Below are 13,950 nucleotides of genomic sequence, written 5' to 3'. Positions count from 1 at the left end.
TTCCTTAGCGACGCAGCAACAGCGCCAGCGCCTGGTCAATACCCGCTTGCCATTCCGGCAGCGAGAGACCAAAAGTGGCTCGTAATTTGTGTGTATCCAGCCGTGAATTAGCAGGTCGGGGTGCCGGGAGTGGATAAGCGCTAGTGGGTATCGGCAGAATCCGTTCCAAGGCTGTTTTCAGCGGTAGACCAGCCAGATGGGCCTGCTGCGCAACATAGTAAGCATAACCGTACCAGCTGGTTTCTCCGGACGCAGACAAGTGATAAGTCCCATAGGGGTAGTCGGTATCACCCGCGCGCAGATATCGGGCCACAAGTTGAGCTGTCACATCTGCAATCAAGCTGGCTGCGGTGGGTGCGCCAATCTGGTCCGCCACAATTTTCAGTTCGTCACGCTCCTCAAGCAGCCGCAACACCGTTTTGAGAAAGTTGGCACCATACGCCCCGTAAACCCAACTGGTCCGCAAAATCAGATGGCGCTCATGTGCGGCCAGGATGGACTGTTCCCCCACAAGTTTGGTTTGACCGTAAACCGAACGAGGGGCGGGTTTTGCGGCTTCGTTATATGCTTCAGGCTGGTCATCTCCGGCAAACACATAGTCCGTAGAGTAATGTACCAGCAGCGACCCGAGTTGCGCGGCCTCTTGCGCCAGAATCCCAGGCGCAGTGCCATTCACGGCCAATGCAGCAAGCTGATCAGACTCAGCCTTGTCGACAGCGGTATAGGCCGCCGGATTCACAATCACGTCAGGTCGAATCCGTTGTACCGCAGCACGAATGGATTCTGGTTGCGACAGATCGCACTCAGTGCGGTCAAGAGCCACAACACGGCCAAGCACTGCCAGACTACGCTGCAACTCAAATCCTACCTGGCCGCCTTTGCCGGTAACCAGGATTACAGGCACCTCATTGACCATATTGCAGCTCGACCCATTCGCGATAGGTACCGCTAGTGACATTCTCTACCCATTGCGGGTTATCCAGATACCATTGAACCGTTTTGCGAATACCGGTTTCAAAGGTCTCAGCCGGCCGCCAGCCAAGCCCCTGCTCAATCTTTCCCGCATCAATGGCATAACGGCGATCATGCCCCGGCCGATCCTGCACATAGGTGATCTGGCTTGCGTAAGCCTTCCCGTCCCCGCGCGGCTTGATTTCATCAAGAATGCTGCAGATGATATTGACCACATCAATATTGGCTTTTTCATTCCAGCCGCCGACATTATAGGTTTCGCCCGGCGTGCCATCTGCCAGTACCCGCCGGATCGCCGCACAATGGTCTGTGACAAACAACCAGTCACGGATCTGTTGCCCATCCCCGTAAATCGGCAATGGCTTGCCTGCCAAAGCATTCAGAATCACCAGCGGGATCAGCTTTTCCGGGAAATGGTATGGCCCATAATTGTTGGAACAATTGGTGGTCAGCACCGGCAAGCCATAGGTGTGGTGCCATGCCCGCACCAGATGGTCCGATGCGGCCTTGCTGGCCGAATACGGGCTATTGGGTTCATACGGGTTGCTTTCGCGGAAAGGCAGATCATCTGCAGCCAGCGAACCATAAACTTCGTCGGTCGAGACGTGCAAAAAACGGAACTCGCTACGCGCAGTACCGGAAAGCGCTCTCCAGTATTCGTGCACAGCGTCCAGCAGATTGAAGGTCCCCACCACATTGGTCTGGATGAATTCACCGGGACCATGAATGGAACGGTCAACATGCGACTCAGCCGCAAAATTGATCACGGCACGCGGCTGATGCGTGGCCAGCAACTTTACGACCAGATCACGATCACCGATATCGCCACGGACAAAAACATGCCGCTTGTCTTGCGCCAAGGGAGACAACGTATCCAGATTGCCGGCATAGGTCAGCTTGTCCAGATTGACGACAGGCTCATTGCTACCGGCAAGCCAATCAAGTACAAAATTGCCACCAATAAAGCCTGCGCCGCCAGTTACGAGAATCATGAAACTAAAACCTTTCTTTTCACAAAATCAGGGTTTTGTAGGTTTACGAAAAATAAGCCATTTAGGCGTACGAAAACGCGCAAGGCGGCGATAGAGCCACAAATAAGCAAGCACGAATGCCAGCGTGAATAGTTGCAACAAGTGTCCGTGCTGCCAGAAAATACTGGCCGGAATCACCGACAATGAAGAAAACAGCCACAAATATGGCGATGTCATTGAATTTCGCATTTTTCGGTCGGCAACGTCGCAACTTCCCACGGCCCAGCGCATCATGCGTTTGTAAATCAATTGATGCAGATGAGCTGCATCCGGAAATCCTGGATTGTCCTTGCGAAAAACCCGCCGGTTAATTGTAAAAACCGTTTCAACAATGGGATACAACATTAATACCAGCGCATACCAGGCCGACACGGCAGGGTTACGCATCACGAGAGCGACAGCAAGGCTGGAGGCTACAAACCCCAGGATATACGCGCCGCCATCCCCAAGAAAGATCAAACCTCGTGGCCAATTCCAGAAAATGAAACCGGCACAAGCCCCCAGCAAACTAATAGCCAGAATCGCGATCTGCCGATCCCCGACCTTAAGTGCGATATAGACGATTGACGTCAGGATAATCATGCTGACTGCACTGGCCAACCCGTTATAGCCATCAATAATATTGATGGCGTTCGTAACCCCGGTAACAGCGAATACCGTCAGACAGACTGACAACAAAGGCATCAACGTTAGCCAATGGTCTACACTGGAAATGTCGAGGCGAACAACCCGCCATCCGAGCAACGCAATCATGAGCAACGTGCCGGCGATCATTGCCGCCAAGCGAAGCTTGATAAATCCGCGCTTGAGTACATCTTCCGCAACTCCGCCTGCCAGCGGCGCCGCTGCGGTGAGCATGAAACAGAGCGCGCCATGGGCGTCATATCCATTTTCCAGCACAAACATCGCCGGGAGCGTAGACAACATACCGGCAAACAGCGCAAGCCCACCGACCCGGGGCACCGGGGAGTCATGAAACTTCTGTACACCAGTCGTATCGTGATCTCCCGTTACATGCGCATGAGCGTGAGCATAATGCACCAAGAGCATGCACACGATGAAGCTGACAAGCAGCGCGATGAAAAGATAAAGCAACGACAACTGTAATTCCCCATTGACTGGTGTATGGCTTCGAACACCGACTGCCTGACCACACCAGCCAGCAGCCGGTTATAATTCTTGGCAATGACCTAAAGTCCGTTAATACCCCAACGCCGGAAATACCGGATTGCAGAGCGAATGTGCCACCACAGCGGTCGCCCCAAGGAATAGGAGGTGCGATTGTGCGCGTGAACAACCTGCGCGGCTGTTTCAATTGCCAGATCCCACTGTCGATGCGTCAGCCTGCGACAGAGATCGTAATCCTCGAGATAGAGAAAGTACCCTTCATCAAATCCACCGACTTCGAGGAATGCCTCGCTGCGAAGCAGCATGAAGCAGCCGGAGACAATTGGCACGGTGCGGGACCCTTCAAAGCTCCAGTCGCGCAACTCGTAGTGGGCCATGGTTTTACGAGTCCACTTTGCCGGCAGGAAGCGCCGACAGATCAATCCCAACGGCGTTGGCAGCCGTTTTGCCAGGAACTGCCGCTCCCCCGTCGGAGAGATCACATCCGGCATAACGGCCCCGGTACGCGCATGGGCCACTAGATAAGCCGTCAATCCGGTTACAGGATTGACTGTCCAGCCGATATCGGGATTAAGCAACAAATGAAAAGCTGCATCGCTCTGGCTGCGCAGGGCTTCAAATAGCCGGTTATGGGCTGAGCCAAATCCAATATTGCGGCCGGCAGTTTGATAGATCCAGCCCCGGCCAAGCACCTCCACCTCAAGCGCCGGATCTATACCATTATCAAAAATAGCAATTGCGGCAACTTCAGGCGTGCGTTCGAGCAAATCGAACAGGGACCTCAGCTCTGCGACAGGGGTGCGGTATACCACCAAAGCGACATTTGTCGTAGCGCGCAGCGCTGGCCCAGTCCGTTTTACATGCTCCTGAAGCACAACCATCAGCTGCATCTCCAGCTACAGATAAAAGCAAACCGTGTGGCGCATACGGCGGTTCGAGCAACGTGTCGCATGAAAACAAGGGAATGCAATTCCAATCAAAACCTTACATTAACTCAAACAAAATCAACACAGCATCTTACTATTTAACTGTCGCGAAAATCGACCCTTTCGTCTGCATACGCAGCATAACAACAACATCCCGCATGCACTGGTAACAATGGCACATTCAATACCGCGCCATCGCCGGATCAACCGCTCCAGCCCAGGCATCCACACCACCGGCCAGGTTGTTAACGTGACCAAAGCCCTGGCGCTCCAGGAACACCCCCACCTGATAGCTGCGCATGCCGTGGTGACAGATCACCACAATCTCTGCGCCTTCATCCAGTTCGGTGAAGCGCTGCGGGATTTCGTTCATGGGAAGCTGGACGCTGCCTTCCAGATGGCAGAGCGCGTATTCCCAATTTTCCCGCACGTCCAGCAAAACCGGTTTCGGGCGGGATTCGTCTTGCAGCCAGGCTGCCAGCTCTTGTGCGGAAAGTTGCCGCATCTGTAAGTATCCTGATACATCGAGTGTTACAAAAAAGGCGCGGCTCTCAGCCGCGCCTTCACGTCGACCGGCTTACGTTCTGCTTAGAACGTAAAGGCCGATACCGCCGGCGCGTTCTTCATGCGCGGGAGGTTGTATTCAAACAGCTTTTCTTCGCTGTAGGCGTTGTGATCCACGCGGCGGATCAACGTGGCACTCATGATAGGCAACTCACCCACGATGGCAATCAGGCGACCACCCACAGCCAACTGCTCTTTCAGCGTAGCAGGTACGCTGGCAAACGAGCCAGTGACGATGATGACATCAAACGGGGCCTGTTCAGCAAAGCCACGCACTGCGTCACCGACAATGACACGGGCATTACGAATGCCGGCACGCGCCAGGTTGGCTTCGGCCTGGGAAGCCAGTTCCGGTTCGATTTCCACACCATAAACCTGGCTGGACAATCCTGCGGCCAGCGCCATCAGGTAACCCGTACCGGCACCGGCAATCAGCACCTTGTCAGATGGCTGCACTTCCACGTCCTGCAGGAAACGCGCTTCGACCTTGGGCGCCAGCATGGTGGCTTCGTGACCGATAGGCAGCTCGGAATCAACAAAGGCCAGGGCCTTTTTGTCAGCGGGGACGAAGTCCTCACGCTTGACCGTCAAAACGCGGTCCAGCACTTTCTGATCCAGCACATCCCAAGGGCGAATTTGCTGCTCTACCAGCAGATAGCGGGCGTGTTCCCAATCCATGCGTATCACCTTAAAAAACGGGCGCCAGGCGGCGGCGTCGACCAATGCAACAGATGGCCCGGACCGGGAATGCAGGCTGACAGCGACCACGTCATTTGCCCGGTCAGGTTGTAAATTAACTTGCGATTATCTCATAAACTGCGTAACGTCACAGCAGAGTTTCGCTAGGGGTTCCGTACGTTCGTGCGGATGAGAGAGTCCCTTTGCACCTGATCCGGTTCACACCGGCGTAGGGAAGCGAAGCCGCCGTTGCCACGTCCGTGGTCTGGCGTCTATCGCGCACCCTGCGCCCTTTTCCCAAAAAGGAAGACGCCATGAATACCCGTGCAGATTTCACCGCTGCTGATGCCCATGTGGATGAGGCGGCGATTCAGCCGCTGCCCAATTCCCGCAAGATTTACGTAGAAGGCAGCCGCCCCGATCTGCGCGTCCCCATGCGCGAAATCAGCCAGCATGACACCCCTACTGCGTTTGGCGGCGAGCAAAATCCGCCCATCACCGTGTACGACACGTCCGGCTTGTACACGGATCCCAGCGCGAAGATTGACGTGCGCAAGGGTTTGCCCAGCGTGCGCGGCAGCTGGATTGAAGAACGCGCCGATACCGAACTACTGACCGATCTGACCAGTGAGTTTGGTCGTCTGCGTGCCGGTGACAAATCGCTGGACGAATTGCGCTTTGAATTACACCGTCAACCGCGCCGCGCCAAAGCAGGTGCCAACGTGACCCAGATGCATTACGCGCGTCAGGGCATTGTCACGCCAGAGATGGAATACGTGGCCATCCGCGAAAATCTGCGTCGCGAAGAATACATTGCCAGCCTGCAAACCCTGGGCGAGCGCAGCAAGCGCATGGCCGAACTGATGCTGCGTCAGCATCCAGGCCAGAGTTTTGGCGCGGCCATTCCAGAGAAGATCACGCCCGAGTTTGTGCGTGACGAGATTGCGCGCGGCCGGGCCATCATCCCCGCCAACATCAATCACCCGGAACTGGAGCCGATGATCATCGGCCGCAATTTCCTGGTGAAGATCAACGGCAATATCGGCAACTCGGCCGTGACATCTTCCATTAATGAAGAAGTGGACAAGATGACCTGGGGTATCCGCTGGGGCGCGGACACGATCATGGATCTGTCGACCGGCAAGAACATTCATGAAACGCGTGAGTGGATTCTGCGTAACAGCCCGGTACCCATTGGGACTGTGCCCATTTACCAGGCACTGGAAAAGGTCAACGGCAAGGCCGAAGACCTGACGTGGGAGTTGTTCCGCGACACATTGATCGAGCAAGCCGAACAGGGGGTCGACTATTTCACCATCCATGCTGGCGTGCTGCTGCGCTACGTACCGCTCACCGCCAATCGCATGACCGGCATTGTGTCGCGCGGCGGTTCGATCATGGCCAAATGGTGTCTGGCGCACCATAAAGAAAACTTCCTCTATACGCATTTCGCGGACATCTGCGAAATCATGAAGGCCTATGACGTGAGTTTCAGTCTGGGCGATGGGCTGCGCCCTGGTTCCGTGTGGGATGCCAACGATGACGCCCAACTGGGTGAGCTGCGCACGCTGGGCGAACTGACGAAGATTGCGTGGGAGCACGATGTTCAGGTGATGATCGAAGGCCCGGGCCACGTGCCCATGCAGTTGATCAAGGAAAACATGGACCTTGAACTGCAGGATTGCCAGGAAGCCCCGTTCTACACCCTGGGCCCGCTGACCACCGACATCGCTCCGGGTTACGACCACATCACCTCGGCCATTGGCGCAGCACAGATTGGCTGGTACGGCACCGCCATGCTGTGCTACGTCACGCCCAAGGAACACCTGGGTCTGCCCAACAAGGATGATGTGAAGGAAGGGATCATCACCTATAAGCTGGCCGCGCACGCAGCCGACCTGGCCAAGGGCCATCCCGGCGCGCAAATTCGGGACAACGCGTTGTCCAAGGCCCGTTTTGAATTCCGCTGGGAAGACCAGTTCAACCTGGGTCTGGATCCGGACAAGGCACGCGCCTTCCATGACGAAACCTTGCCGCAGGAAGGCGCCAAGCTGGCCCACTTCTGTTCCATGTGCGGCCCACATTTCTGCTCAATGAAGATCACTCAGGATGTGCGCGACTTTGCTGCTCAGCAGGGCATTGCCGAGGCAGAGGCCTTGAACAAGGGCATGGAGGCCAAGTCGATCGAGTTCGTGAAACGTGGGGCTGAGGTGTATCACAAGGCTTAAACAGCCCGTCAGTGACTGCGGCAAACACACAACGGACACCTGCAGGTGTCCGTTTTTTTGTGCCCGACTTTGCCGCAATGCACAAAAATGCTTTTACAACAAAGGTTTACGGCAACACTTTTTGACAAACGGACGTAAGTTAAGTGCTTTCTCAAAACAGTTAACGTGACAAAGCAGAAACCATGAAAACGACTAAAATCGCCATTTCTAGCCATTTACGCTGATTATTCAATACCTTTTACAGTAAATGCTGATGTAGTTCTGTTCACAAAATTACTATTCATGACGATTAAGTTTTCATCTATAGTAATCATGTGCCGGGCACCTCTTTGTGCCGATCCCGTTGAGCAGGAACAACATCATGTCCATTCATCCCGTGGTTTTGTGTGGTGGTAGCGGTTCGCGGTTCGCGGTTGTGGCCCATGTCCCGCGGTGGCTATCCCAAACAATATCTGAACCTGGCTGGCGAGCAGAGTTTGCTGCAGCAGACCGTACTGCGCCTCAAGCAGATCGAGGGTGCAGAGCCCCCCATTCTGATTTCTCATGAAGAACAGCGCTTTCTGGTCGCCGAGCAGATTCGCAAAGTGGGCATCGAAGCAGAAACCATCGTGCTTGAACCCGCTGGCCGCAATACTGCCCCGGCGGTGGCCATCGCGGCGCTGATTCTGGCGGCCAAAGACCCGGATGCCCTGCTGCTGGTCATGCCGTCTGATCATGTGATCCGCCACAGCGATGTGTTTGCCCGGTTATGTAACGAGGCCGCCCAGGTGGCAGCTACCGGCAAACTGGTGACCTTCGGGATCAAACCCGCTTCCCCGCAGACTGGCTACGGCTACATCTTGCGCGGTGAGGCCCTGGGTTCAGCCAACGCATACAAGGTGCAATCGTTTGTCGAGAAGCCAGACCTGGCTACGGCAGAACGTTTCGTCGGGGATGGCCGCTATTACTGGAACAGCGGCATGTTCATGCTCAAGGCCTCGGTCTATCTGTCTGAATTGCGTCGCTTGAATGCCGACATGCTGGTCAAGGCCGAATTGTCACTGGAACGCAGTCTGCGCGATGGCGACTTCACCCGCCTCAACAAAGACGCCTTCCTGGCTTGCCCTTCCGACTCCATTGACTACGCCGTCATGGAAAAAACCACCGAGGCCGCCGTGATTGAGGCCGCCGGTCTGGGCTGGAGTGATATTGGCTCCTGGGATGCGCTGGCCGATATTGGGGACAAGGATGAGCAAGGCAATACCCTGGTCGGCGACGTCCTGACTGATCGGGTCAATGGTTCTTATATCCGCGCTGAGCATCGCATGGTGGCAGCAATTGGCCTCGATGATGTGGTGATCGTCGAAACCGCTGACGCGATTCTGGTCGCACACAAAGACAAAGTGCAGGACGTGAAAAAGATGGTGGAGCGCCTGAACGCCGCCAAGCGTTCTGAATCCGTCACTCACCGCAAGGTCTATCGCCCTTGGGGCTCGTACGAAGGCATCGATAGCGGCGCGCGCTTCCAGGTCAAGCGCATCATCGTCAATCCGGGCTCCCAACTGAGTCTGCAGATGCATCACCATCGGGCGGAGCACTGGATCGTGGTGAAGGGCACCGCGCTGGTGGACAATGGTGAGCAACACCTGCTGCTGACCGAAAACCAGTCCACCTATATTCCGCTGGGCACCACCCACCGCCTCAAGAATCCGGGCAAGATTCCGCTGGAACTCATTGAAGTGCAATCGGGCGCGTATCTGGGCGAGGACGATATCGTGCGCTTTGAAGACACCTACGGTCGCGTGGACAAACCCGAGGTTGTCAAATGAGCTCATTACGCTGCTTCAAGGCGTATGACATCCGTGGCCGGCTGGGTGATGAACTGAACGAGGACATCGCCTACGCCATCGGCCGTGCTTACGCCCAGTTCCTTCAGGCAAAGCGGGTGGTGATCGGCGGCGACGTGCGCACCTCCACGCCAGGCCTTAAAACGGCGTTGGCCAACGGGCTGATGGATGCGGGTGCGGACGTCATCGATATCGGCATGACCGGGACGGAAGAAGTCTACTTTGCCGCATTCCACCTGGATGTGGATGGCGGCATTGAAGTCACTGCCAGTCATAACCCCATCGATTACAACGGCATGAAGCTGGTACGACGCGGTGCCCGCCCGATCAGTGGCGATACCGGCCTGCGGGAAATCCAGGCCCTGGCAGAGTCGCGCAACTTTGCGCCGGCCATCCAGCGCGGTGGCCTGGCCCGACAGAGCATTCTGGATGCGTATATCCAGCATTTGCTGGGTTATGTCGATCTCTCCGCGCTGCGCCCGCTCAAGCTGGTGGTCAACGCGGGCAACGGTGCGGCGGGTCACGTGGTCAACGCGCTGGAAGCCGTTCTGCAGCGCATGCAGGTGCCGATCACCTTCATCAAGATCCACAACGAGCCCGATGGCACGTTCCCGCACGGCATCCCCAACCCCCTGCTGCCGGAATGCCGCGCCGATACCGCCAATGCGGTGCGTGAACACGGTGCCGACATGGGGATTGCCTGGGATGGCGACTTTGACCGCTGCTTCTTGTTTGATGAACGTGGCGAGTTTATTGAAGGCTATTACATCGTCGGTCTGCTTGCTGCCGCCTTCCTGGCCCTCCAGCCTGGCTCACGCATCATTCACGACCCACGCCTGACCTGGAATACCGTCGATGTCGTGCAGCAGGCGGGCGGCATTCCGGTGCAAAGTAAAACCGGTCATGCCTTCATCAAGGAACGCATGCGCCAGGAAGATGCCGTCTACGGCGGCGAAATGAGCGCGCATCACTACTTCCGCGACTTTGCCTATTGCGACAGCGGCATGATTCCGTGGCTGCTGGTCTGCCAGTTGCTCAGTCACACTGGCCAGCCCCTGTCCGCACTGGTGGCCGACCGGATCGCACGGTTTCCCTCCTCCGGCGAGATCAACCGCAAGCTGGCCGATGCGCCAGGTGCAATTGCAGAGGTGCGCCGCCGCTATGAGCCGGAAGCCCTCAGCGTGGATGAAACCGATGGCATCAGCCTGGCGTTTGCCGAGTGGCGCATGAACCTGCGTTCGTCCAACACCGAACCGGTGATCCGGCTGAACGTGGAGTCGCGTGGCAATCCGGCGCTGATGCAGCAACGCACTGATGAGATTCTCAAGGTGCTCGATCACTTTGCCACTACGCCAGAAGCCCGCACGGCATGATCTTGCAGGAACAGTAGCGCCCATGAAAAAGCCCCGGAGCATGCCGGGGCTTTTTTATGGGGTCCGCGGTGGTACTTAGTCTTCCACCAACACGGCCTCCGGGCCGTTTTTCTTGACGGACTCAATGCCGTTTTCCATGGCTGCCTTGCTGTTGTACATCTCGCTCTTGCCAATCACCTGATGATTGACCGCTTTGAGCACAAAGTACGGATGACCATCTTTGCTTTCTTTGCGTTCAAAATGTGCATCTTCTGGCGCGTTCTTGCGTACGGACTCAATCCCGTTCAGCGCGGAAGCCTTGGCGGTGTACAACTCGCTGGTGAGGATGACCTGGCCATTGGCCGCATGCAGATTGAACATAAACTGGCCGTCTTTGGCCGTTTTCAGATGAAATTTGCCTGACATGACTACTCCTTGTGCCCGGTTGACTTGCGGCCGTGGACTGCGCGGCTTGTTGCAGTATTTGAAACATACGCCCGGTTTTCAAAGGAAATCCTGTACGGCAAACACAAAAAAGCCCGGCAAGCCGGGCTTTTGATGCGCCAGATCAAGCAAAGCCGCCTACTCAGGCCTGCAGTTCTTCCATCACTTGCCACAAGGTTTCGATGTCATCGGCCTCCAGCAAACGCACAATCAGCGGCTTGATGCGGGAGAGATCAGTCGACAACACCTGCTCTTTGACCTTCAACAAGCGGGCCGGCAACATGGAGAAGCGCCGCAAGCCCAGACCCAGCAACAGCCGCGTCAAGGCCGGATCACCAGCCATTTCCCCGCACATGGAAATCGGTTTGCCAACCCGGTTGCAGGTACTGATGACGTGATGCAACAGCCGGATCACCGCCGGGTGCACCGGGTCATACAAGTGAGACACCGCATCATCGTTGCGATCCACTGCCAGCGTGTACTGAATCAGGTCGTTGGTGCCGATCGAGGCAAAGTCCAGGTGATGCAGGAAATGCTCCACCGTAAACGCCGCCGCCGGCACTTCAATCATCCCGCCCAGTTCAATATGCTCGTCAAACGGGATACCTTCCAGCCGCAACTGCGTTTTAACTTCTTCCAGATGCCGGCGCGTCTGGCGCACCTCGCCCACGTGCGAGAGCATGGGCACCAGCAACTTGATCTTGCCGTGGGCCGAAGCCCGCAACAACGCGCGCAACTGGGTCCGGAATAACTGCGCTTCGGCCAGGCACAAGCGAATGCCCGTCAAGCCCAGCGCCGGGTTGGGCGCATCGGTTTCTTCCTGCCACTTGGGGATTTTGTCTTTGCCAAGGTCAATGGTGCGGATAATGACAGGCTGACCATTCATTTGCTCCGCCACCGCGCGGTAGGCTTCGTATTGTTCTTGTTCGGTCGGCAGATCATCTTCGGACAAAAACAGAAACTCGGAGCGAAACAGCCCGATACCGGTGGCGTTGTTTTCCAGCACCTGGTCGGTATCTTCCGGCAATTCGATATTACCGAAGAGTTCGATCTCAATCCCATCCTGGGTGATTGGCTTGCTGGTGCGGATATCCTGCAAGCGCGCCTGGCGTTCGCTCCATTCATCCTGGCGGGCACGGTATTCAGTCAATGTGCGCTCGTCGGGGTCGACAATCACCACGCCGTTCACGCCATCGACAATGATCAGTTCATCTTCGTGAATCAGCGAGCGCGCATGGCGCAGCGCCAGCACAGAGGGCAAATCCAGACTACGCGCCAGAATGGCGGTATGGCTGGTTGGCCCTCCGACATCGGTAATGAACGCCAGGTATTCGCTGTCCTTGAACAGCACCATGTCGGCAGGCGAGAGGTCATGCGCAACCAGGATGGAGTCCCGGTCGGTCGGCGCGGGCGTATGCATGGCCATATCGTGGCCCGCCAGCGTCTTGAAAATGCGTTCGGTGACCTGAATGACGTCGGTACGACGCTCCCGCAGGTATTCTTCTTCGATCTCGTCAAACTGGGCCAGCAAGGTGTCCAGCTGCAGCTTGAGCGCCCATTCCGCGTTGCACTTGCGCTTTTCAATGATTTCTTTGGGTTCGACCGACAGCGTCTGGTCGTTGAGCAGCATGATATGCAGGCTCAGAAAAGCGCCCAGTTCTGTCGGCGCATTTTCCGGGATGCTGCCCCAGAGCATTTCCAGCTCTTGCCGCGCTGTTTTGACCGCAGAGTCATAACGCGCCACTTCGCCGGCAATGTCTTCCGGACGCACCGTGTAGTGCGCAATTTCGATGTCGGTATGCGATATGAGGTGGGCGTGCCCGATGGCTACGCCGCCGCCAATCCCGATCCCGTGCAAGGCAAGACTCATTCGGACTCCTGTGTCGCCGCCCTTTTTGCAACCCTGGGTCGCAAACGCGGCTGACCAAACTCAGCGAAGCGGTGCCGGCCATGCAGCCAGCCATATTGTTGACCGCGCTTATTCGCCTTCACCGAAATAATCGGCAATCAGTGCTTCCAGTGCATCCAGCGCCATCTGATCATCCGGACCCGTGGTTTCAATCGTCACCATGCTGCCCTTGCCGGCGGCCAGCATCATGACGCCCATGATGGACTTGGCGTTGACACGTTTTTGATTACGGCTGATCCATACTTCGCTTTGAAACTGGCTGGCCAGTTGCGTCAGCTTGCTGGAGGCCCGTGCGTGCAGGCCCAGCTTGTTCACGATTTCGAGTTCTTTTACCGGCATGACCACTGATCCCCTGATTCAACCCTGCGCCGCATTGGGCAACATATACAAAACACCTTCAAGCCCGCCGGTGATGGCCTTGCTGACCACGACTTCCAGCGGCTGCTGACAGTAGGTCAACGCCCGTACCAGCATGGGCAGATTAACCCCGGCCACCGCCTCTACCCGCCCCGGCTGGATCAGCCGGTTAGAGACATTGGAGGGTGTACCGCCGTAAATATCGGTGAGCAGCAAAATCCCTGAGCCATCATCCAGCATGTCGATCAGGTCATGCGCCTTGAGCACAACGTCATCCGGGTCTTCGGTCTTGCTGACCGAAAGCTGGCCGACATTGGTCAGCGGCCGACCCATGATGTGCTCGGCACACGAGATCAGCGCTTCCCCAAGCGACACGTGTGTGACGATGATGATACCTACCATTCGGAGCATTCCTTGTGCATGGCCACAACGAACCTGGCTGCCTGTACCGGCCGGTTCCGGGCTTATATAAACGTCCGTTGTCCGTTACCTGGGGTGCAGGCAACCGATCATGCCGGACGTTCTTTTTCTGACT

At 56.4% G+C, this 13,950-nt stretch carries 13 protein-coding genes and 1 riboswitch; of the genes, 3 read left to right on the top strand and 10 right to left on the bottom strand.

The annotated features are described in order from the left end of the window. Positions 1-4: 4 nt before the first annotated feature. The 6 genes from rfbD to HNQ50_RS15525 form a co-directional block, all read right to left on the bottom strand. Positions 5-904, bottom strand: a complete 900-nt coding sequence (gene rfbD, locus HNQ50_RS15550; RefSeq protein ID WP_308419170.1) for a dTDP-4-dehydrorhamnose reductase — start codon at positions 902-904, stop codon at positions 5-7. A gap of 1 nt (position 905) precedes the next feature. Further along, complete coding sequence (rfbB, locus tag HNQ50_RS15545) at positions 906-1,964, bottom strand: dTDP-glucose 4,6-dehydratase (protein ID WP_184102111.1); 1,059 nt, start codon at positions 1,962-1,964, stop codon at positions 906-908. Positions 1,965-1,991: 27 nt separating this feature from the next. Further along, complete coding sequence (locus HNQ50_RS15540; RefSeq protein WP_184102110.1) at positions 1,992-3,104, bottom strand: glycosyltransferase family 4 protein; 1,113 nt, start codon at positions 3,102-3,104, stop codon at positions 1,992-1,994. Positions 3,105-3,193: 89 nt separating this feature from the next. Further along, the gene (locus tag HNQ50_RS15535; protein ID WP_184102109.1) at positions 3,194-4,012 is read right to left on the bottom strand and encodes a glycosyltransferase family protein; all 819 of its coding nucleotides are present in this window, start codon (positions 4,010-4,012) and stop codon (positions 3,194-3,196) included. Positions 4,013-4,238: 226 nt separating this feature from the next. Further along, a complete protein-coding gene (locus HNQ50_RS15530; RefSeq protein ID WP_184102108.1) occupies positions 4,239-4,562 on the bottom strand; it encodes a rhodanese-like domain-containing protein in 324 nt (107 codons plus the stop codon). An 83-nt stretch (positions 4,563-4,645) separates the two neighbouring features. After that, positions 4,646-5,299, bottom strand: coding sequence for a protein-L-isoaspartate O-methyltransferase family protein (locus HNQ50_RS15525; RefSeq protein ID WP_184102107.1), 654 nt, complete (start codon positions 5,297-5,299; stop codon positions 4,646-4,648). A 156-nt stretch (positions 5,300-5,455) separates the two neighbouring features. Beyond that, positions 5,456-5,552, top strand: a riboswitch (TPP riboswitch). A 61-nt stretch (positions 5,553-5,613) separates the two neighbouring features. On the opposite strand from HNQ50_RS15525, the gene thiC reads away from it, so the two are divergent. The 3 genes from thiC to HNQ50_RS15510 all read left to right on the top strand — a co-directional run bounded on the left by thiC (position 5,614) and on the right by HNQ50_RS15510 (position 10,726). Then, positions 5,614-7,527 carry a phosphomethylpyrimidine synthase ThiC gene (gene thiC, locus HNQ50_RS15520; protein WP_184102106.1) on the top strand — a complete coding sequence of 638 codons (1,914 nt, stop codon included), beginning with the start codon at positions 5,614-5,616 and terminating at the stop codon, positions 7,525-7,527. Positions 7,528-7,949: 422 nt separating this feature from the next. Beyond that, positions 7,950-9,335, top strand: coding sequence for a mannose-1-phosphate guanylyltransferase/mannose-6-phosphate isomerase (locus HNQ50_RS15515; RefSeq protein ID WP_184102105.1), 1,386 nt, complete (start codon positions 7,950-7,952; stop codon positions 9,333-9,335). After that, positions 9,332-10,726, top strand: coding sequence for a phosphohexomutase domain-containing protein (locus HNQ50_RS15510; protein ID WP_184102104.1), 1,395 nt, complete (start codon positions 9,332-9,334; stop codon positions 10,724-10,726). Before HNQ50_RS15515 ends, HNQ50_RS15510 begins: the two co-directional genes overlap by 4 nt. 75 nt (positions 10,727-10,801) lie before the next feature. Here the strand turns inward: HNQ50_RS15510 and HNQ50_RS15505 are convergent, their stop codons facing one another. The 4 genes from HNQ50_RS15505 to HNQ50_RS15490 all read right to left on the bottom strand — a co-directional run bounded on the left by HNQ50_RS15505 (position 10,802) and on the right by HNQ50_RS15490 (position 13,817). After that, complete coding sequence (locus tag HNQ50_RS15505; protein ID WP_184102103.1) at positions 10,802-11,131, bottom strand: YegP family protein; 330 nt, start codon at positions 11,129-11,131, stop codon at positions 10,802-10,804. Between the two features lie 160 nt (positions 11,132-11,291). Beyond that, entirely contained in the window at positions 11,292-13,019 is a 1,728-nt protein-coding gene (gene ptsP, locus HNQ50_RS15500; protein ID WP_184102102.1) for a phosphoenolpyruvate--protein phosphotransferase, read from the bottom strand. A gap of 108 nt (positions 13,020-13,127) precedes the next feature. After that, entirely contained in the window at positions 13,128-13,397 is a 270-nt protein-coding gene (locus tag HNQ50_RS15495) for an HPr family phosphocarrier protein (RefSeq protein ID WP_184102101.1), read from the bottom strand. An 18-nt stretch (positions 13,398-13,415) separates the two neighbouring features. Continuing rightward, positions 13,416-13,817: a PTS sugar transporter subunit IIA gene (locus tag HNQ50_RS15490; protein WP_184102100.1), complete on the bottom strand. Its 402-nt coding sequence runs from the start codon at positions 13,815-13,817 to the stop codon at positions 13,416-13,418. Positions 13,818-13,950 lie beyond the last annotated feature (133 nt).

This window comes from Silvimonas terrae, assembly GCF_014202765.1.
GTDB lineage: Bacteria > Pseudomonadota > Gammaproteobacteria > Burkholderiales > Chitinibacteraceae > Silvimonas > Silvimonas terrae.
Note: the sequence above shows the minus strand (reverse complement) of the source record. Positions and strands in the feature narration are given on the sequence as shown.

Excerpts from the sequence above, each read along its gene's own strand:
- HNQ50_RS15510 (WP_184102104.1), top strand. The coding sequence starts at position 9,332 with ATGAGCTCATTACGCTGCTTCAAGGCGTATGACATCCGTGGCCGGCTG.
- HNQ50_RS15515 (WP_184102105.1), top strand. The coding sequence starts at position 7,950 with ATGTCCCGCGGTGGCTATCCCAAACAATATCTGAACCTGGCTGGCGAG.
- HNQ50_RS15525 (WP_184102107.1), bottom strand. The coding sequence starts at position 5,299 with ATGGATTGGGAACACGCCCGCTATCTGCTGGTAGAGCAGCAAATTCGC.
- rfbB (WP_184102111.1), bottom strand. The coding sequence starts at position 1,964 with ATGATTCTCGTAACTGGCGGCGCAGGCTTTATTGGTGGCAATTTTGTA.
- HNQ50_RS15505 (WP_184102103.1), bottom strand. The coding sequence starts at position 11,131 with ATGTCAGGCAAATTTCATCTGAAAACGGCCAAAGACGGCCAGTTTATG.
- HNQ50_RS15535 (WP_184102109.1), bottom strand. The coding sequence starts at position 4,012 with ATGGTTGTGCTTCAGGAGCATGTAAAACGGACTGGGCCAGCGCTGCGC.
- thiC (WP_184102106.1), top strand. The coding sequence starts at position 5,614 with ATGAATACCCGTGCAGATTTCACCGCTGCTGATGCCCATGTGGATGAG.
- HNQ50_RS15490 (WP_184102100.1), bottom strand. The coding sequence starts at position 13,817 with ATGGTAGGTATCATCATCGTCACACACGTGTCGCTTGGGGAAGCGCTG.
- HNQ50_RS15495 (WP_184102101.1), bottom strand. The coding sequence starts at position 13,397 with ATGCCGGTAAAAGAACTCGAAATCGTGAACAAGCTGGGCCTGCACGCA.
- ptsP (WP_184102102.1), bottom strand. The coding sequence starts at position 13,019 with ATGAGTCTTGCCTTGCACGGGATCGGGATTGGCGGCGGCGTAGCCATC.
- HNQ50_RS15530 (WP_184102108.1), bottom strand. The coding sequence starts at position 4,562 with ATGCGGCAACTTTCCGCACAAGAGCTGGCAGCCTGGCTGCAAGACGAA.